15 protein-coding genes are annotated in these 19,643 nt (G+C 69.9%); 10 read left to right on the plus strand and 5 right to left on the minus strand.

Features of this window, described 5'->3' with window-relative positions:
- Nucleotides 1-261 precede the first annotated feature (261 nt).
- Nucleotides 262-2,367 (plus strand): MMPL family transporter, encoded by a 2,106-nt coding sequence (locus JEQ17_RS09355; RefSeq protein ID WP_200394793.1) that lies wholly within the window; start codon nucleotides 262-264, stop codon nucleotides 2,365-2,367.
- A 137-nt stretch (nucleotides 2,368-2,504) separates the two neighbouring features.
- On the opposite strand, the gene JEQ17_RS09360 is transcribed toward JEQ17_RS09355, so the two are convergent.
- Both JEQ17_RS09360 and JEQ17_RS09365 read right to left on the minus strand, forming a co-directional pair.
- Nucleotides 2,505-2,921, minus strand: a complete 417-nt coding sequence (locus JEQ17_RS09360) for an ester cyclase (RefSeq protein WP_200394794.1) — start codon at nucleotides 2,919-2,921, stop codon at nucleotides 2,505-2,507.
- Nucleotides 2,922-2,937: 16 nt separating this feature from the next.
- A complete protein-coding gene (locus tag JEQ17_RS09365; protein WP_200394795.1) occupies nucleotides 2,938-3,624 on the minus strand; it encodes a hypothetical protein in 687 nt (228 codons plus the stop codon).
- 231 nt (nucleotides 3,625-3,855) lie between these two features.
- Here JEQ17_RS09365 and JEQ17_RS09370 point away from each other — a divergent pair, with 231 nt between their 5' ends.
- Both JEQ17_RS09370 and JEQ17_RS09375 read left to right on the plus strand, forming a co-directional pair.
- Nucleotides 3,856-5,124, plus strand: coding sequence for a L,D-transpeptidase (locus tag JEQ17_RS09370; protein WP_407700144.1), 1,269 nt, complete (start codon nucleotides 3,856-3,858; stop codon nucleotides 5,122-5,124).
- A 240-nt stretch (nucleotides 5,125-5,364) separates the two neighbouring features.
- On the plus strand, nucleotides 5,365-6,747 hold the full coding sequence (locus JEQ17_RS09375; RefSeq protein ID WP_200394796.1) for a glycoside hydrolase family 16 protein: 1,383 nt from the start codon (nucleotides 5,365-5,367) through the stop codon (nucleotides 6,745-6,747).
- A 76-nt stretch (nucleotides 6,748-6,823) separates the two neighbouring features.
- Here JEQ17_RS09375 and JEQ17_RS09380 read toward each other — a convergent pair whose 3' ends face one another.
- On the minus strand, nucleotides 6,824-7,735 hold the full coding sequence (locus JEQ17_RS09380) for a helix-turn-helix transcriptional regulator (RefSeq protein ID WP_200394797.1): 912 nt from the start codon (nucleotides 7,733-7,735) through the stop codon (nucleotides 6,824-6,826).
- Nucleotides 7,736-7,881: 146 nt separating this feature from the next.
- Between JEQ17_RS09380 and tkt the strand changes: the two genes are divergently transcribed.
- Genes tkt through JEQ17_RS09415 form a run of 7 tightly spaced genes read left to right on the plus strand, consistent with a single transcriptional unit; the run spans nucleotide 7,882 to nucleotide 16,889 of the window.
- Nucleotides 7,882-9,957, plus strand: a complete 2,076-nt coding sequence (gene tkt / locus JEQ17_RS09385) for a transketolase (protein WP_200394798.1) — start codon at nucleotides 7,882-7,884, stop codon at nucleotides 9,955-9,957.
- A gap of 19 nt (nucleotides 9,958-9,976) precedes the next feature.
- Nucleotides 9,977-11,137, plus strand: coding sequence for a transaldolase (gene tal / locus JEQ17_RS09390; protein WP_200394799.1), 1,161 nt, complete (start codon nucleotides 9,977-9,979; stop codon nucleotides 11,135-11,137).
- On the plus strand, nucleotides 11,134-12,801 hold the full coding sequence (gene zwf, locus JEQ17_RS09395) for a glucose-6-phosphate dehydrogenase (protein WP_200394800.1): 1,668 nt from the start codon (nucleotides 11,134-11,136) through the stop codon (nucleotides 12,799-12,801). Before tal ends, zwf begins: the two co-directional genes overlap by 4 nt.
- Nucleotides 12,798-13,733 (plus strand): glucose-6-phosphate dehydrogenase assembly protein OpcA, encoded by a 936-nt coding sequence (gene opcA, locus JEQ17_RS09400; protein ID WP_200394801.1) that lies wholly within the window; start codon nucleotides 12,798-12,800, stop codon nucleotides 13,731-13,733. The genes zwf and opcA overlap by 4 nt, the downstream gene beginning before the upstream one ends.
- Nucleotides 13,726-15,396, plus strand: coding sequence for a glucose-6-phosphate isomerase (pgi, locus tag JEQ17_RS09405; protein WP_200394802.1), 1,671 nt, complete (start codon nucleotides 13,726-13,728; stop codon nucleotides 15,394-15,396). Before opcA ends, pgi begins: the two co-directional genes overlap by 8 nt.
- Before the next feature lie 15 nt (nucleotides 15,397-15,411).
- The gene (gene gnd / locus JEQ17_RS09410) at nucleotides 15,412-16,290 is read left to right on the plus strand and encodes a phosphogluconate dehydrogenase (NAD(+)-dependent, decarboxylating) (protein WP_200401400.1); all 879 of its coding nucleotides are present in this window, start codon (nucleotides 15,412-15,414) and stop codon (nucleotides 16,288-16,290) included.
- A 5-nt stretch (nucleotides 16,291-16,295) separates the two neighbouring features.
- Nucleotides 16,296-16,889, plus strand: a complete 594-nt coding sequence (locus JEQ17_RS09415; RefSeq protein ID WP_200394803.1) for a histidine phosphatase family protein — start codon at nucleotides 16,296-16,298, stop codon at nucleotides 16,887-16,889.
- Between the two features lie 214 nt (nucleotides 16,890-17,103).
- Here the strand turns inward: JEQ17_RS09415 and JEQ17_RS09420 are convergent, their stop codons facing one another.
- Together JEQ17_RS09420 and JEQ17_RS09425 are read right to left on the minus strand one after the other, a co-directional pair.
- Complete coding sequence (locus tag JEQ17_RS09420; RefSeq protein WP_200394804.1) at nucleotides 17,104-18,066, minus strand: hypothetical protein; 963 nt, start codon at nucleotides 18,064-18,066, stop codon at nucleotides 17,104-17,106.
- A gap of 11 nt (nucleotides 18,067-18,077) precedes the next feature.
- Nucleotides 18,078-19,559, minus strand: a complete 1,482-nt coding sequence (locus JEQ17_RS09425; protein WP_200394805.1) for an APC family permease — start codon at nucleotides 19,557-19,559, stop codon at nucleotides 18,078-18,080.
- Between the last annotated feature and the right edge of the window lie 84 nt (nucleotides 19,560-19,643).

A 19,643-nucleotide genomic window follows, 5' to 3' on the forward strand; every position in this document is an offset into this window, starting at 1 on the left:
CCCGGTGGGGGCTGATCGCGCAGTTCCCCGCGCCCCTAAAGGGGCTGGGGCGCTGGCCCCCTGCTTTTAAGGGGCGCGGGGAACTGCGCGACAAGCCCCCACCGGGCCCGCAGACGCATCCCCCGTACGGCGGAGCCAACCCACCCACTCACCCACGCGAGGGATCCACGGAAACCCCTCCCACCGGCGATCCGGCGCACGCGGCGGCCACGCGAGTCTGGGGACGACCCCGAGACCCGCCAACCCGCCGGGAGGCACCCCGTGCTCGCCACCATCGCCAGGGCATCAACTCGCCGCCCCCTGACCGTGATCGGCCTCTGGCTGCTCTTCCTGCTGCTCGGCTTCGGGCTCGGGACGGGCGTGTTCGGACGGCTCAGCGACTCCGTGCCGGACGTACCGGGCACCGAGTCGGACCGGGCCGCCGTGCACCTCGACGGCATCGACCCCGTCGGCGAGTCGATCACCGCGGTGGTCGGCGGCACAGCGGTGTCCGACCCGGGGCTGCGCGCCCAGGTCGAGGCCGCCGTCGCCGACCTGCGCGACGCCGCCGGCATCGCGGCCGTGCCCGACCCGTACGACACGCCAGGTCTCCTCGCGGAGGACGGGCAGGCCCTCGTTATCCCGGTGACGCTGAAGGGCGGCCTCGACGACGAGGCGGAGGAGAAGGTCCTGGACACGGCCAGTGACCGCATCCATGAGATCAAGGCACCCGAAGTCCACGTCAGCGGGGGCCCGTTGCTCGGGCAGCAGCTCGGCGAGCGGGCCCAGGAGGACGTGGCCCGGGCGGAGATCATCTCGCTGCCGGTGGTTCTCGTCCTGCTGCTCGTCATCTTCGGCGGGCTGCGCGCCGCCGGACTGCCCCTGCTGGTCGCGGTCAGCGGCATCGCGGGCGCGTTCCTGGCGCTGTTCGGCTTCAGTCAGTTCACCGACATCTCCGTGTACGCGATCCAGGTGACGACCATGCTCGGCCTCGGACTGGCCGTGGACTACGCGCTGTTGATGGTGGTCCGCTTCCGCGAAGAACGCCGTACGACCGACGACGTGGTGGAGGCCGTGCACCGCACGGTGGCCCGCGCCGGACGCACGGTCCTCTTCTCCGGCCTGACCGTGGCCGTCAGCCTCACCGGTCTGCTGGTGTTCCCCAGCACGTTCCTGCGCAGCATGGGCCTCGCCGTGGCCGCCGTGGTGGTCGTCGACATGCTGGCCGCGCTCACCCTGCTGCCGGCGCTGCTGGCCCGCTTCGGCGGAAAGATCGCCCCGGCACGCACCAAGCCCGCCGGTGAGGAGGGCCGTGTCTTCGCCCGCCTGGCCCGGTTCGCCACGGGCCGACCGGTAGTCGTGACAGCGGCCTCCGCCATCGCCCTGCTCGTCCTGGCCCTGCCCGTCACAGGCATGAAGATCAATATCGGGGACGCCCAGCAGTTGCCTTCGAGCACGGAGGCACGCCAGTTGGACGACACGGTGGAGGCGCATTTCCCGCCGGGCACCGGAGTCTCGCCGGTGACCGTGGTCCTGAAGCCGGGCACCGACCCCGCGACGGCCGACCGGATCCGGGCGCTCTCGCCGGGCGCCGAGTCCCGTGACCTGCCGGGCGGCACGACGGTCCTGAACCTGCGACCGGGCGGCAGCGCCGACGGCAAGGAGGCGACCGAACTGGTCCAGCGCGTACGGGACATACGGGGTGACGAGCCCGTCGAGGTCACCGGTGTCGCGGCCCGTCTCGTCGACTTCCGCGCGATGCTCGGCGACCGCGCGCCCTGGGCCGCCGTCACCGTCCTGGGCGGTATCTTCCTCCTGCTCTTCGCCTTCACCGGCTCGGTGCTGATCCCGCTGCGCACCATCGTCACCACGCTGCTCAGCCTGGGTGCCGCGCTCGGTGTGGTGGTGTGGGTGTTCCAGGACGGGCATCTGGCCTCTGTGCTTGGCTCCCAGGAACTCGGCGCGCTGAGCCTGACCGCACCTCCGCTGATCATCGCGATCGCCTTCGGACTCGCCATGGACTACGAGCTGTTCATCCTCGCCCGGATGCGCGAGACCTGGCTGCGCACGGGCGACGAACGAGAGGCGGTCATCACCGGTCTGCGCCGCTCGGGACGCGTCGTGAGCTGTGCCGCGCTGCTGCTCGCCGTAGTCTTCGGCGCCTTCATGACGGGCGGCTTCGCACCCATCCTGCAGATCGGCCTCGGCCTGACCCTCGCGGTACTCATCGACGCGACCCTCGTACGCATGCTCCTCGTCCCGGCGACCATGGCGCTGCTCGGCCGACGCGCCTGGTGGGCACCCCAGCGGCTGCGACGGGCCCACGACCGTTTCGGGCTGCACGAGGAGGCACAGCCGACCGAGCCCGAACTCACCAAGCAGCACTGAAGCCGCGGTACAGCCCTCAACTCACCGCGTGTCATTGAGCGTTGGCCCCGGCCCCTCCGGACCGGGGCCTTCGTCGTACCCGCAGACGCGGCCAGGTCCTGAGGCCGCCCGGCGGTCGGTGCCGGGCGCGGTCCCCGTCAGAACGGCGGAATCTGCTCGGGTACGAGTCCGGCCTGGCGGAGAAGGCCGTAGAGGTCGGTCTCGCCCCAGAACTCGACGATCCGCCCTTCTCGGAGCCGGTAGGACTTGACTCCCGTCATGGTCAGATCCCGGCCGCTGCGGTCGTGGGTGTACGTCAGGGTGAAGGCCACGGTGACCCGGTCGCCGGCGGCGAAGAGGTCGTCCATCTGCACACGGCAGTCGGACAGCCCCGGAGTCAGCACCGATCCCTCGGGATGGTGCCGGCCCCTGACGTGCAGGCCCGCACCGTGAACGAGGACGTCCTCGGCGACGAGCTCTTCGAACTCGGCGACCTCCTTCGTCTCGAAGACCCGAAGGTAGCGGCGGACGACCTCGGCGTTGCGCTCGCTGATGGCTTCGGCCGAGTCGGGCATACAAGGACCGTACCCATCAGCCGATCGGGCCGTAACAGCCCTCCGGTTTCAGCCTCTTGGCGGTGACGGAGGACTTGGCCGCCCGGAACTCGTAGCAGACCTTGCCCTGTTGTCCGGTGCCTCCGTACAGCCATACAAGGCGGGTCAGTCGACCACCCTCGGTCTCGGTGTCCTCGACGGTGATGCCCGGGGTCTGCCACACCTGCGCGGTACTCGCGGCCGCGACCCCTCCCCGGGCCACCGCCGACCGCAGTTCCACGACCACGTCGTCGGCGACCGCCGCCGGATCCCGGCGTGTCGTCTTCAGGGTGTAACCACACCCCTCCTCGACCACTTCCCGCACGGCGGCAGCAGGCGGGACGATCTTGAAGCGGTAGCAGTCACTGGCAGAGATGCCGCCGACGTACCAGCCGTTCACCTGCCCGGTGAACTGGGCGGTCACCGTGACGTCACGACCCTGCCGCCGCACCTCGCCACCGCGTACGGCCCTGGCGATCTCCGTGCCGAGGAGCGTGCCGTCCTCGGCCGCCCCGGACAACTCGGCCTCGGCCCGCTCGGCGCCCGCCTCGACCTGGTCGTGCGCCTTGTCCACGTCGCGCTGGAAGTCCACGTAGGTCCCCACCCCCACCAGGGCGGCAAGGGCGACACCGAGCAGCAGCACACCCAGGCACCCGTTGATCAGACATCCCCCGCGTCTCGCCATGCCCGCACACTCCCCGGGCCCCCGCCCCCGGGCACGTCCCTTCTCCGACACGTGACCGAACAGGACCCGGACCGTGGCCCCCGTGGAAGCCCCGGCGGTCTCAGCGACCACCACCGCTCTCACGGACTCCTCACGGCAATCTCAGCCAGGACCCGTCCGATTCAAAGGCTCACCCCATCCAAGAGGCGCACGATGCAGGCGCACCAGTGGTCACAGCAGGAGGGCACCCCCGTGGGCGTCTCGCACATGTCGAACGGGCCGGAGCAGCCGAAAGGACCGGAGAAGCCGGACAGGTCAGACCAGCCGGAGCAGCCGGGCAAGTGGTCCCGGCGCGGTGTGCTCGCCGTCCTCGGGGCCGTACCGGCGGCCGTACTGACGGGATGCACCGCCTCGGCGAACGCCTCCGGCGGGAGCACTCCGAAGGCGGCCGAGGCCACCGCCGCCCCCACCCTCACCGTCACGCCCGCCGACGGCACCAAGAACGCCGCCTTCACCAGCCCCGTCCGGGTCGCCGCCTCGACCGGCACTCTCTCCCGCGTCAAGGTGACGAGCGACTACGGCTCGCCCCTCCCCGGCACCTTCAACGACGCCCGCACGAAGTGGACCTCCACCCGCAACCCGTACTCCGGCACGGCGTACACGGTCACGGCCCAGGCACAGGGCGGCGCGGCGGAGACCGTGGCCTTCACCACCGAAGCCCCCGCCGACACGTTCGTCGGCCACTTCACGCCGGAGGCGGGCTCGACCTCCGGCGTCGGCATGCCTGTCTCGATCAACTTCACGCACGCCGTGACGGACCGTGCCGCCGTCGAGAAGGCGATCACCGTGACCGCGGACCCGCAGGTGGCGGTAGTGGGCCACTGGTTCGGCGACACCCGGCTCGACTTCCGGCCCGAGGAGTACTGGGCGGCGGGCACGGAGATCACGCTCGGCCTGCGGCTGAAGGACGTCGAAGGCGCGGACGGCGTCTACGGCACCCAGTCCAAGGACGTCACCTTCCACATCGGCCGCGAGCAGATAAGTACGGTCGATCTGGCGAAGCAGACGATGACGGTACGGCGGGACGGGCGGACCCTCGCCACCTATCCCGTGTCCGGCGGGGATGCCGAGCACGCCACCTGGGCCGGAATCATGGTGATCAGCGAGCGGTTCGAGGAGACGCGGATGGAGTCCTCCACCGTCGGGCTCGGCGACGAGTACGACATCGACGACGTGCCGCACGCGCAGCGCCTCACCACGTCGGGCACGTTCATCCACGGCAACTACTGGGCGTCGCCGTCGATCTTCGGCAGCAGCAACACCAGCCACGGGTGCGTCGGGCTGCGGGACGCCAAGGGCGCGGACGACACATCCACGCCGGGCTACGCGTTCTACGAGAGTTCCATGCTCGGAGACGTGGTCGTGGTCGAGAACTCGGGCGAGGACACGGTCGATCCGGCCAACGGCCTCAACGGCTGGAACCTGTCGTGGACGGACTGGCGGGCGGGAAGCGCTCTCTGACGCCACGTCCGATCCGTTCCCTCCCTCGCGGTCCGATCCGTCCCTGGTTCCCCGTCCGATCCGTCCCCCCTTCATGGTGTGAACTCCCCTGCCCCCTGAGGGCTTTCTCTGCTTTACCTCTTGACGACCGGAGTGCCGAAGAGCACATTGGCCGCGCAGCTGCGTTGAGAGCGCTCTCAAATGCTCCCACGCACCCCCGAATCACCCGCGCACCCCCACTCCGTACCCGAAGAGGCACCCATGAGGGAAACTTCAGGCACACCCGTCAGACGCGGTCCACTCCGACGCACGCTCATCGCGCTGGTCAGCGTGCTGAGCCTGGCGGCGGCCGGGGCATCGGCAGCAGAGGCGGACGCGCCCGCGCCGCCCAGCGGCTGGACCCAGGTCTTCGTCGACGACTTCAACGGCACAGCGGGCACCGGCGTCAACACCTCGAACTGGCAGTACGCGACCGGCCACGGCTACCCGGGCGGGCCCGCCAACTGGGGCACGGGCGAGATCGAGAACATGACGTCCAGCACCAACAACGTGGCACTGGACGGCGCCGGGAACCTCCGGATCACCCCGCGCCGGGACGCCGCCGGCAACTGGACCTCGGGCCGCATCGAGACCAACCGCACCGACTTCCAGCCGCCCGCCGGTGGCAAGCTGCGTGTCCAGTCCCGGATCCAGATGCCGAACGTCACGGGCGCCGCCGCGCGCGGCTACTGGCCGGCGTTCTGGATGCTGGGCGCGCCCTACCGCGGCAACTACCAGAACTGGCCGAGCGTCGGCGAGCTGGACATCCTGGAGAACGTCCAGGGTCTCAACACCGTGTGGTCCACGATGCATTGCGGCACCAACCCGGGCGGCCCCTGCAACGAGACGACCGGCCTCGGCGGCTCCATCGCCTGCCCGGGCACGACCTGCCAGGCGGGCTTCCACACGTACGGCATGGAGTGGGACCGGTCGACGAGTCCGGAGGAGATCCGCTTCTACGTCGACGGCATCAACTACCACACCGTACGGGCGAACCAGGTCGACGCGACCACCTGGTCGAACGCCACGAACCACGGGTTCTTCATCATCCTGAACGTGGCGATGGGCGGCGGTTTCGTGGACGCCTTCGGCGGCGGTCCTGACGGTGCCACGGTGCCGGGCCATCCACTCGTCGTCGACTACGTCCAGGTGCTGCAGTCCGCGGGCGGCACCACGCCTCCGCCGACCGGCAACCGTGACGCGTACAGCGCGATCCAGGCCGAGTCGTTCGACGGTCAGAGCGGCACGATCACCGAGACCACGACCGACTCGGGCGGCGGCCAGAACATCGGCGCCCTCGCCAACGGCGACTGGGCCCTCTACCGAGGCGTCAACTTCGGCTCCACGGCTGCCAGGCAGTTCAGCGCCCGGGTCGCGAGCGGGGTGGCGGGCGGCGCCAGCGGCCTGGTCGAGGTCCGCCTCGACAGCCGTACGAACGCCCCGATCGGCACCTTCGCGCTCGCCAACACCGGCGGGTGGCAGAGCTGGCGGACCGTCCCGACGAACATCAGCAACGTCACCGGGACGCATGACGTCTATCTGACCTTCACGAGCGGCCAGCCCTCGGACTTCGTGAACGTGAACTGGTTCAACTTCGCTCGCTGAGAGGCGAGTCGGTGAGGAGGGGGCGGGCCGATCAGGCCCGCCCCCTCCTTCCATCTCCCGCAACTCCGCTGACCTCTCAGTGCAGTTCCGCCCGGAACGCCGCCGGCGCCACTCCGGTGTGCTGGTGGAAGAACTTGGTGAAGTTGGCCGCGTCGGGGAAGCCCACCGAGACCCCGATGCGGCCGATCGGCATGTCCGTGTGGGCGAGGAGCCGCTTGGCCTCCAGGACGACCCGCTTGTCGATGAAGCCCTTCGGGGTCTCGCCCGTCGCGGCGCGGACCGCCCGGACGAGGGTGCGGCGGGAGTAGCCGAGGGTGTCGGCGTACGCGCTGACGCTGTGGTTGGTGGCGAAGCCCTTCTCGACCGCCTCGCGGAAGCGGGTGAAGGTGGTGTCCGCCTGGTCGCGTGCCGCGTCGGCGGCGCCGGCGGCGAGGTGCGCCAGGCGGAGCAGGAACGCGGTCAGGGAGTGCCGCAGCACAGAGGTGTGCAGGCTGAGCGGCAGCGTGGTCGAGTCGACGTACTCGCGTTCCAGTTGGTCGAGGCCGGCCCGCAGTCCGGCGAGCTGGGCCGGGTCGGGCCTGAGCAGGGGCGGCAGGTCGTAGCGGTAGAGGCCGGTCGCCTCGACCGTGGCGCGGGGCAGGAAGCCCGGCTGCATGATCAGGACCGTGCCGCGGTAGGCCTCCGTGCTGGAGAAACGGTGGACCTGGCCCGGGCGTATCCACAGGAGCTCGCCGGCGGAGACCTCGTACTCGGTGAAGTCGACCATGTGCCGGACCGGGCCCTCCCCGAAGAGCATGACCACGTGGAAGTCGATGCGGTGGACGCGCTCGATCGCCTCGTTCGCGTGCCAGGTCCGGCCGGGCTCCATCGGGCCGACCTGCATGCCGACTCCGCAGACGCTCAGGTCGACGGGAAAGGGAAAGGTTCTGATCCCGTCGCCGGTGTCACCGCCGCCACCGTCACCTTCTTGGGTGCTTCTGTCCGCCATGTCCTTCTCGCGTCGGCTCGGTCCCGCAGTCGTTGTCCCACTTTCACCAAAGGCTGACACAGGGCCACCTTCCCCGGCAAAAGTCTGACTTTTAAGTTTGAACGCATCCGAGCAGTTACTGGGCTTCTACCGAGGACTTCTTGAAGATGAGTACGCAGACACCTGACAGCCTTGAGTGGACCGATCTGGACCGGCGAGCCGTCGACACGGCCCGTCTGCTTGCGGCGGACGCCGTGCAGAAGGTCGGCAACGGCCACCCGGGCACCGCGATGAGCCTGGCCCCGGCGGCGTACACCCTCTTTCAGAAGGTGATGCGACACGACCCGGCGGATCCCGAGTGGACCGGTCGCGACCGCTTCGTCCTCTCCCCCGGCCACACCTCGCTGACCCTCTACACCCAGCTCTTCCTCTCCGGGTACGAGCTGGAGCTGGACGACCTCAAGGCGTTCCGCACGCACGGCTCGAAGACGCCCGGCCACCCGGAGTACGGGCACACGGCCGGGGTCGAGACGACCACGGGCCCCCTCGGCCAGGGCGTCGCCAACGCGGTGGGCATGGCGATGGCCGCCCGCTTCGAACGCGGCCTGTTCGACCCCGAGGCCCCCGAGGGCGAGTCCCCCTTCGACCACACCGTCTGGGCGATCGTCTCCGACGGCGACCTGGAGGAGGGCATCTCCGCCGAGGCGTCCTCGCTCGCCGGCCACCAGAAGCTCGGCAACCTCGTCTTCGTCTACGACGACAACCACATCTCCATCGAGGGCGACACCGCCACCGCCTTCTCCGAGGACGTGCTGAAGCGGTACGAGGCCTACGGCTGGCACGTACAGCGGATCGAACCCGCGCTCGGCGGCGACATCGACCCGAACGCGCTGTACGAGGCCCTGGCCGCGGCGAAGGCCGAGACCGGGCGCCCCTCGATCATCGCGATGCGCACGATCATCGCCTGGCCCGCCCCGAACGCCCAGAACACCGAGGCCTCGCACGGCTCCGCACTCGGCGCGGAGGAGATCTCGGCCACCAAACGCCTCCTGGGCTTCGACCCGGAGCAGACCTTCGAGGTCGCCGACGAGGTGCTCGCCCACGCCCGGCGGGCCCTGGACCGGGGCGCCGAGGCGCACGCGGCCTGGAACAAGCAGCTGGCCGAGTGGCGCACCGCGCAGCCCGCCCGCGCCAAGCTCTTCGACCGGATCGTGGCCGGTCAGCTCCCCGAGGGCTGGGAGTCCGCGCTTCCGGCGTTCGAGACGGGCAAGTCCGTCGCGACCCGTGCCGCGTCCGGCAAGGTCCTCCAGGCGCTCGGCGATGTGCTGCCCGAGCTGTGGGGCGGCTCCGCCGACCTGGCCGGCTCGAACAACACGACCATCGACAAGACGTCGTCCTTCCTCCCGAAGGGCAACCCGCTGCCGGAGGCCGACCCGTACGGCCGAACCGTCCACTTCGGAATCCGCGAGCACTCGATGGCCGCCGAGATGAACGGCATCGCGCTGCACGGCAACACCCGGATCTACGGCGGCACGTTCCTCGTCTTCTCCGACTACATGCGCAACGCCGTCCGCCTTTCGGCCCTGATGCAGCTGCCGGTGACGTACGTCTGGACGCACGACTCGATCGGCCTCGGCGAGGACGGCCCGACCCACCAGCCGGTCGAACACCTCGCCTCGCTGCGCGCCATCCCGGGCCTGAACATCGTGCGCCCCGCCGACGCCAACGAGACGTCGATCGCCTGGGCCGAGATCCTCAGGCGGCACGCCACGAACCCGGCCCCGCACGGCCTCGCCCTCACCCGTCAGGGCGTACCGACGTACGAGGCCAACCCCGAGGCGGCGAAGGGCGGTTACGTCCTGCGCGACTCCTCCACCGCGACCCCGGAGGTGATCCTCATCGCGACCGGTTCCGAGGTGCAGTTGGCCGTCGCCGCGCGCGAGCGGCTGGAGGCCGAGGGCACCCCGACCAGGGTCGTGTCCATGCCGTCCGTCGAGTGGTTCGAGGAGCAGTCGCCGGAGTACCGCGCGAGCGTGCTTCCGCCGTCCGTGAAGGCCCGCGTGGCGGTCGAGGCGGGCATCGGTCTGACCTGGTACCGGTACGTCGGTGACCACGGACGCATCGTCTCCCTCGAACACTTCGGCGCCTCCGCCGACGCCAAGACCCTGTTCGCCGAGTTCGGCTTCACCCCCGAGAACGTGGCCTCCGCCGCGCGGGAATCCCTGGCCGCAGTCCGCGGTTGATCCGATCGCCCGAAGGAAGATGATCACTGTGACCGAAGCAACCGCGACCACCGAAGCAACCGCGACCGCGGAAACCCTCAAGAACCTCTCCGACGAAGGCGTCTCCATCTGGCTGGACGACCTGTCCCGCAAGCGGATCACGTCCGGCAACCTCGCCGAGCTCATCGAGACCAGGCACGTGGTGGGCGTCACCACCAACCCCTCCATCTTCCAGGCCGCGATCGGCTCGGGCGAGGGTTACGAGGAGCAGCTGGCCGACCTCGCCACGCGCGGAGTCACGGTCGACGAGGCCGTACGGATGATGACCACCGCCGATGTCCGCGCCGCCGCCGACATCCTGCGTCCGGTGTACGACGCGACCGGCGGCCGGGACGGCCGGGTCTCCATCGAGGTCGACCCGCGCCTCGCCCACGACACGAAGGCGACGGTCGCCGAGGCCAAGCAGCTCGCCTGGCTGGTCGACCGCCCGAACGTGATGATCAAGATCCCGGCGACCAAGGCCGGTCTGCCCGCGATCACCGAGGTCATCGGCCGCGGTATCAGCGTCAACGTCACGCTGATCTTCTCGCTGGAGCGCTACCGCGAGGTGATGGACGCCTACCTGGCCGGTCTGGAGAAGGCGCGCGCCGCGGGCCTCGACCTCTCCACCATCCACTCCGTGGCCTCCTTCTTCGTCTCCCGCGTCGACAGCGAGATCGACAAGCGGCTGGCGAAGACCGGCACGGCCGAGGCCCTCGCGCTCAAGGGCAGGGCGGCACTCGCCAACGCGCGGCTCGCGTACGAGGCGTACGAGGACGTCTTCGCCTCGGACCGCTGGACCGCCCTCGGCGGGAGCGCCAACAAGCAGCGTCCGCTGTGGGCCTCGACCGGCGTCAAGGACCCGGCCTACAAGGACACGCTGTACGTCGACGAGCTGGTCGCACCGGGCACGGTCAACACGATGCCGGAGGCCACGCTGAACGCCACCGCCGACCACGGCGAGATCCGCGGCGACACGGTGACCGGCGGCTACGCCCAGGCCCGCGCCGACCTGGAGGCCGTCGAGAAGCAGGGCATCCCGTACGACGAGGTCGTACGGCAGCTGGAGGACGAGGGCGTCGCCAAGTTCGAGGCCGCCTGGGGCGAACTGCTCGACGCGGTCGCCGTCTCACTGAGCCGCAAGGGAGTTGACGGGGAATGAGCGACAAGCTTCCCAAGGGAGCACCGGCGAAGGCGTCCGGCGCGGCACCGGCCGCGACCGCCGCCGCGAAACCGCAGGCGCCGGACACCACCACCGCGGACCTCGGGCCCGACTCCCTCGCCCAGGCGCTGGACCTCGCGTCCGACTGGGACAACCCGCTGCGCCACCCCGGCGACCGCCGTCTCCCGAAGATCGCCGGCCCGTCCGGTCTGGTCATCTTCGGTGTCACCGGCGACCTGGCCCGCAAGAAGCTGATGCCGGCCGTCTACGACCTGGCCAACCGCGGACTGCTCCCGCCGGGCTTCTCCCTCGTCGGCTTCGCCCGGCGCGACTGGGAGGACGAGGACTTCGCCCAGATCGTCCACGACTCGGTGCGCGAACACGCCCGTACGGAGTTCCGCGAGGAGGTCTGGCAGCAGCTCGCCGAAGGCATGCGGTTCATCCCGGGCGACTTCGGTGACGACCAGGCGTTCAAGCAACTGCGGTCCGCCGTCGAGGAGTTGGACGCCTCCCGGGGCACCAGCGGCAACTACGCCTTCTACCTCTCCGTACCGCCGAAGTTCTTCCCGAAGGTCGTCAAGCAGCTCAAGAAGCACGGGCTGGCCGACGCCCCGGCGGGTTCCTGGCGGCGCGCGGTGATCGAGAAGCCGTTCGGTCACAACCTCAAGAGCGCCCGCGAGCTCAACAAGGTCCTGCACGACGTGTTCGACCCGGAGCAGGTCTTCCGGATCGACCACTACCTCGGCAAGGAGACCGTCCAGAACATCCTGGCGCTCCGCTTCGCCAACCAGATGTACGAGCCCGTCTGGAACCGGTCGTACGTGGACCACGTACAGATCACGATGGCCGAGGACATCGGCATCGGCGGCCGGGCCGGCTACTACGACGGCATCGGCTCGGCCCGTGACGTCATCCAGAACCACCTGCTCCAGCTGATGGCGCTGACCGCGATGGAGGAGCCCATCGCCTTCGACGCCGACTCGCTGCTCACCGAGAAGCTCAAGGTCCTCAAGTCGGTGCGGCTGCCGGAGAACCTGGGCGAGCACACCGTGCGCGGGCAGTACGCGGAGGGCTGGCAGGGCGGCGCGAAGGTGCCCGGCTACCTCGAGGAGGAGGGCATCGACCCCGCGTCGAAGACCGACACGTACGCGGCCGTCAAGCTGGAGGTCGACAACCGCCGCTGGGCCGGCGTCCCCTTCTATCTGCGGACCGGCAAGCGGCTCGGCCGGCGGGTCACGGAGATCGCGGTCGTCTTCCAGCGCGCCCCGCACTCCCCGTTCGACTCCACCGCCACGGAGGAGCTCGGCGCGAACGCCATCGTCTTCCGTGTTCAGCCGGACGAGGGCATGACGGTGCGCTTCGGATCGAAGGTGCCGGGTACGTCGATGGAGATTCGGGACGTCTCCATGGACTTCGCGTACGGCGAGTCGTTCACGGAGTCCAGCCCGGAGGCGTACGAACGGCTGATCCTGGATGTCCTGCTCGGCGACGCCAATCTCTTCCCCCGACACCAGGAGGTGGAAGAGTCCTGGAAGATCCTCGATCCGATCGAGGAGTACTGGGACAAGCACGGCAGGCCCGCGCAGTACGCCTCGGGCAGCTGGGGTCCCGGGGAAGCCGACGAGATGCTCGCACGAGACGGACGGAGCTGGCGCAGGCCATGAAGATCGACCTGACCGACACCACGGCAAGCAAGATCAACAAGGCCCTAGTGGAGGGCCGCCGCGCCATCGGCACGCCTGCCGTGGGCATGGTCCTGACGATGGTCATCGTCACGGACGAGGAGAACGCCTACGACTCGATCAAGGCTGCCGAGGAGGCCTCGCACGAGCACCCCTCGCGCACCCTGGTCGTCATCAAGCGGCACGTCCGCACCCCGCGCGACCGCACCAACTCGCACCTCGACGCCGACGTCCGCGTGGGCGCCGACGCGGGCACCGGCGAGACGGTCGTGCTGCGGCTGTACGGCGAGGTGTCCGAGCACGCCGACTCGGTGGTCCTGCCGCTGCTGCTGCCGGACGCGCCGGTCGTCGTGTGGTGGCCGGTGGACGCGCCCGAGGTCCCGGCCAAGGACCCGCTGGGCGCCCTCGCCCAGCGCAGGATCACCGACATGTACGCGGTCGAGACGCCGCTCGCGGCCCTGGAGGCCCGTGCCGCCTCGTACGCGCCGGGCGACACCGACCTGGCCTGGACCCGGCTGACTCCGTGGCGTTCCATGCTCGCGGCCGCCCTGGACCAGGCCCGTTCGAAGGTCACCTCGGCCGCCGTGGAGAGCGAGGCCGAGAACCCGAGCGCCGAACTGCTGGCCCGCTGGCTGGAGGCCCGCCTCCAGGTCCCGGTCGAGCGTGTCGTGACCGCGGGGCCCGTCGTCACCGCCGTCCGGCTCGGCACCAAGGGCGGCGAGATCGTCATCGACCGTCCCGAGGGTCCCCTCGCGACCCTGTCGCTGCCGGGCCAGCCCTCACGCACCCTCGCGCTGAAGGTCCGCAGCACCTCCGAGCTGATCGCCGAGGAGCTGCGGCGCCTGGACGCGGACGAGATGTACGCCGTCGCCCTGAGCGGCGACGACTCAGCGAGGGAGGAGAGCCGTGCCTGACACGCCTCCGTCCGGGCCCCGGACGCCCAGGCTCACCCGCCGCCCCGAGTGGACGGCCCTGGAGGACCACCGCGCGGGCCCGCTCCTCCATCCGCAGCTGCGTGAACTGTTCGCCACGGACCCGGAGCGCGCCACGCGCCACACCGTGCGGGTCGGAGACCTGCGCATCGACTACTCCAAGCACCTGATCACCGACGAGACGCTCGCACTGCTCCAGGAACTCGCCACCGCCACCGACGTGTTCGGGCTGCGGGACGCGATGTTCCGCGGCGAGCGGATCAACGTCACCGAGGGGCGGGCCGTGCTGCACACCGCACTGCGCGCCCCGCTCGACGCGGTCGTCGAGGTCGCCGGCGAGAACGTCGTGCCGAAGGTGCACGCCGTGCTCGACAAGATGGCCGACTTCGCCGAACAGGTCCGCTCCGGCAAGTGGACCGGCCACACCGGCAGGCGCATCCGCAACGTCGTCAACATCGGCATCGGCGGCTCGGACCTGGGCCCGGCGATGGCGTACGAGGCCCTGCGCGCCTTCACCGACCGCGAGCTGACGGTCCGCTTCGTGTCGAACGTTGACGGGGCCGACCTGCACGAGGCGGTGCGCGACCTGGATCCGGCGGAGACGCTGTTCGTCGTCGCCTCGAAGACCTTCACCACCATCGAGACGATCACCAACGCGACCTCGGCGCGGTCCTGGCTGCTTGCCGGTCTCGGCGGTGGGTCCGAGGCCGTGGCCCGGCACTTCGTCGCACTGTCGACGAACGTCGACAAGGTCGCGGACTTCGGTATCGACACGGCCAACATGTTCGAGTTCTGGGACTGGGTCGGCGGCCGCTACTCGTTCGACTCGGCGATCGGTCTGTCGCTGATGATCGCGATCGGCCCGGACCGCTTCCGGGAGATGCTCGACGGGTTCAGGACCGTCGACGAACACTTCCGGACGGCTCCCGCCGAGGCCAACGCGCCTTTGCTGCTCGGCCTGTTGGGCGTCTGGTACGGCGACTTCTTCGGCGCCCAGTCGCACGCGGTGCTGCCGTACTCGCACTACCTGTCCAAGTTCACCGCGTACTTGCAGCAGCTCGACATGGAGTCCAACGGCAAGTCCGTGGACCGCGAGGGACACCCCGTCGAGTGGCAGACCGGGCCCGTCGTGTGGGGCACGCCGGGCACCAACGGCCAGCACGCGTACTACCAGTTGCTCCACCAGGGCACGAAGACGATCCCGGCCGACCTGATCGGCTTCGTCAATCCGGTGGACGACCTGGGTGCCGAACTCGCCGCCCAGCACGACCTGTTGATGGCGAACCTCTTCGCCCAGGGCCAGGCACTCGCGTTCGGCAAGACGGCCGACGAGGTGCGCGCGGAGGGGGTGCCCGAGGAGCAGGTCCCGCACCGCACGTTCCGCGGCAACCACCCCACGACCACGATCCTGGCCGCCGAGCTGACCCCGTCCGTCCTCGGCCAGCTGATCGCCCTCTACGAGCACAAGGTGTTCGTGCAGGGCGCGATCTGGAACATCGACTCCTTCGACCAGTGGGGCGTCGAGCTCGGCAAGGTCCTCGCCAAGCGTGTCGAACCCGCCCTCACCGAGGGCGCCGACGTCCCCGGTCTCGACCCCTCCACCGCCGCCCTCGTGGCCACGTACCGCACTCTCCGAAAGAAGTGAACTGACATGACTGCGATGCAGCTCGGGCTCATCGGCCTCGGCAAGATGGGCGGCAACATGCGCGAGCGGATCCGCCGCGCGGGCCACACCGTGATCGGCTACGACCGCAACCCGGACCTCTCCGACGTCAGTGGCCTGACCGAACTGGTCGGCAAGCTCGAAGGCCCGCGTGTGGTCTGGGTGATGGTCCCGGCCGGGGCCCCCACCCAGGGCGTCATCGACGAGCTCGGGGACCTGCTGGAGCCGGGCGACACCGTCGTCGACGGCGGCAACTCCCGCTGGACGGACGACGAGAAGCACGCCGAGGAGCTGGCGGCCAAGGGCATCGGCTTCGTGGACGCCGGTGTCTCGGGCGGCGTCTGGGGCCTGCAGAACGGCTACGCCCTGATGGTCGGCGGCGACGCCGAGCACATCGCCAAGGTCCAGCCGATCTTCGACGCGCTCAAGCCGGAGGGCGACGCCGGGTTCGTCCACGCGGGCAAGGTGGGCGCCGGCCACTTCTCGAAGATGGTCCACAACGGCATCGAGTACGCCATGATGCAGGCCTATGCCGAGGGCTGGGAGCTGCTCGAAGCGGTGCACTCCGTCACGGATGTGCGCGAGGTGTTCCGCTCCTGGCAGGAGGGCACGGTCATCCGTTCCTGGCTGCTCGACCTCGCGGTCAACGCGCTGGACGAGGACGAGCACCTGCAGCAGCTCCGCGGCTACGCGGAGGACTCCGGCGAGGGCCGCTGGACCGTCGAGGCGGCCATCGACAACGCCGTGCCGCTGCCCGCCATCACGGCCTCCCTCTTCGCCCGGTTCGCGTCCCGGCAGGACGACTCGCCGCAGATGAAGATGGTCGCGGCGCTGCGCAACCAGTTCGGCGGCCACGCCGTCGAGTCCGCGAAGTAGGGGTCATGGGCGACCTCCTTCTCGTCCGTCACGGCGAGACCGAGTGGAGCAGGTCGGGCCGGCACACCAGCTGGACCGATCTGCCCCTCACCCCGCGCGGTGAGGAACAGGCCAAGTCCCTCGTCCCGCTGTTCGCCGGGCGGCACTTCGCGCTCGTGCTCACCAGTCCGCTCGCGCGGGCGATACGGACCGCGGAGCTGGCGGGGCTGACCGGGGCGGTGTCCGATCCGGACATGCACGAGTGGGACTACGGGGCGTACGAAGGTGTCGCCACCGTCGACATCCACCGGACTCGTCCCGACTGGTATCTGTGGAACGACGGGGTGCCGGCGGGGCCGGACGGGCATCCGGGCGAGTCCCCGGCCGAGGTGGGCGATCGGGCGGATCGTGTCCTGGCCCGGGCGGAGAAGTCGCTCGGCGACGGGGACGTGGTCCTTGTCGCCCATGCCCACTTCCTACGTGTCCTGACCGCGCGGCGGCTCGGGCTTTCCGCCGCGGACGGCCGCCTGTTCCAGCTCGGAACCGGCACGCTCAGCCGCCTCTCCACGGAACACGACCGCCCGGTCATCACGGAGTGGAACACCCTTCCACCGGGGTAGTTCTCCTCGCCCCCGCCGCCCCTACCCATTCCCGTCCCTTACTCAGGGGCTCCGCCCCCGAACCCCCAAAAAGTTGCGCAGTTCCCCGCGCCCCTAAAAAGGGGCGCGGGGAACTGCGCAGTCTTTTAGCCTCTCCGGCGTTTGAGGAGCGGGGGTTCGGGGGCTGGCCCCCGAAAAGGGACGGGAATGGGTAGGGGCGGCGGGGGCGAAAAACTCACGCTCGGTGTTTCGGGTTGTTGTGCCACCGAGTGATCTGTTTTTCAGGGTCGCCCGTGTAGGACCACGGCGTCCGCGTGGCACGCCGCCCGAGGAGTCGAAACAGCGAGGCGGTGATGTCCGGCACCCCGGCATGACACGCGGCATGCGTGAGGTGGTTGAGCTGGTGCACTTCCCCCGGCTCGACGGGAGCGTCGGAGCGCCCGGTGATCCACCGCTGCCAGGTACGCCGCACATCACTGACGGCCCCGTCATGGTTCCAGTGCTGACTGACCCCGGTCAGAGACCCCTGCTGCCCCTTGGCCCCCTCAAGGATGTACCGGTACTCCTCCACCCGTGCGAACTGCACGAGAACCGGCAGCGCACACCCCGGCGGAGCCACACCGGCCGCGTCGCGGGCGAAGTCGTACATCACGCCGTGCGTACCGTGCCAGCGCGCCGAGTAGTAGTGCAGCACCTGGAGATGGCCCTCCACGCTGTACGGATCGCGTGCGTGCAACTCGTCCCACCAGCGCCCCAGTTCCTGGCGGCGCACCCCGGTGGGATAGAGCCGAGCGACGGCGATGAGCGAGATCCACGGAGTGGGGTCGTCGACGTACGCCTCGGCGGCCTGGAGACAGGCCATGACCGCGCCGTCGACGCGGTTGAGGTCGATGGGCACTCCCCGGCCCGCGGCGATCGCCAGGTTGAAGGCCCGTGCCGTCTCGGTCGCGGCCCGCAGCACCAGCGCGTCCCCGCTGTGGGGCTCGGCGGCCAGCCAGGACTCGGCCGTCGAGGTGCTCGCGCAGGCCTGCGCGAGGAGCCGCATCCGATGGCCCCTCGCAAGCCACGCGGGGCCGGTGGTCCGCAGCAGTTCCCGAAGGCCCTGCCAGCGGCCGATGACGATGTCCTGTTTGGCGGAGGTGAGGGGCGCGTCCCCGCAGTCGGGGTCGAATTCGGGCTTGAAGCGGTCTCTCGCCATCGGGGCCCCTCTCAGAAGTCGGTGGGGAGACCCTCGTGGACGCGGGAACGTTCCGCCTCGGCGGCCGTGTAGCCGTCGGGGATGTAGTCCGTCTCGACGACGTCGCTGGCGTCCAGGTTCGCCGGGCGGTAGTAGTCGCTGCCCTGGCGCCAGTACCAGAGCATGGGGACGAGTCCGACGGCCAGACCGCCGATGCCGATGCCGATCGAGGCGTTGCTCAGGTCGCTCAGTGACTCGATGAAGATCCAGAACATGAACAGGGCTCCGAGGAACGGCCACAGCCCGCCGAAGAGGAAGTTGGACGGAGACTTCAGCAGCATCTTGCGGTAGGCGACGACGACCGCGAGACCCGCGAGGCCGTAATAGACGGCGATCTGGAGGCCGATCGCGGCGATGGCGTTCTCCAGGATGTCGCCGACGCTGCCGAGGGCGTTGGACGCCACGAGCATCAGCAGCGCCACCGTGCCGACCACGCTGATGGCGACGTACGGCGTGTTCCAGGTGCGGTGCACCTTGCCCAGGGCGCTGGGCATCGTGTGGTCGCGGCCCATCGCGAACAGCGAGCGCGTGACCTGGATGAGTGTGGTCTCCAGGGTGGCGATGGTGGACAGCATCACGGAGACGATCAGCAGCTTGCCGCCCCAGCCCGGCCAGATCTCCTCGCCGAGCACCGCGAGGACGTTGGCGTCGTTCTCCTGGATCTGCTGCGAGGAGAGGATGACGTTCACCGCGATGGTGAAGGCCTCGAAGAGGAGGAAGACGATGCCCACGCCGATCAGGCCCGCGAGGCCCGTGGTGCGGCGGCTGTCCTTGGTCTCCTCGCTGAGGTTGGAGGTGACGTCCCACCCCCAGTAGTAGAAGGCGGCGATGAGGGCGCCGGACGCGAAGCCGCTCACCCCGTCGAAGTGGCTGAAGCCGAGCCAGGACCAGTCGAAGGGCCGGGCGTTGTCGGTGTGGAGCACGGCGCCGACGGCGAAGAGGGCCAGGATGGCGAGCTCGACACCGGACATGATCAGCTGGGCGCGGACGGTGAGCCGGGCGCCGCCCAGCACGACGAGCAGCATGGCGACGAACCAGGCCGCGCCGACCAGGGTGGCCAGGGCCGTGTTGTCCGCGAGTCCCTCGTCGAAGAGGGACAGCGTCATCGAACCGGCGGGCAGCGAACCGGCGACCATGAAGATGGTGGCCGAGACGACCAGCGCCCAGCCGCTGATGAAGCCGAGGAAGGGGTGGAGCGTGCGGCCGACCCAGGAATAGCTGGCGCCCGCGTTGGTGTCGATCCGGCTGAGATAGCTGAAGGCCAGGGCTATGCCCAGCATGGGTATCGCGCAGTACAGCAGCGCGGCGGGGCTTGCCAGACCCACCGCGCCGACGAGGACCGCGGTGGTCGCGGCGAGCGAGTACGCCGGGGCACTGCCGGCGACCGCCATCACAACCGTGTCGAACGTGCCGAGGACATTGGCCTGGAGCCCTCTGCCCCTGTTGTTGCCCATGGATGCGCTGCTTTCCGTCCTGCACGAAGTGCGGTCGGGCATGCCCGACCGTGCCAGGTGTAAGTGGGAGGTGTGGCCGATTCC

This window comes from Streptomyces liliifuscus, assembly GCF_016598615.1.
GTDB lineage: Bacteria > Actinomycetota > Actinomycetes > Streptomycetales > Streptomycetaceae > Streptomyces > Streptomyces liliifuscus.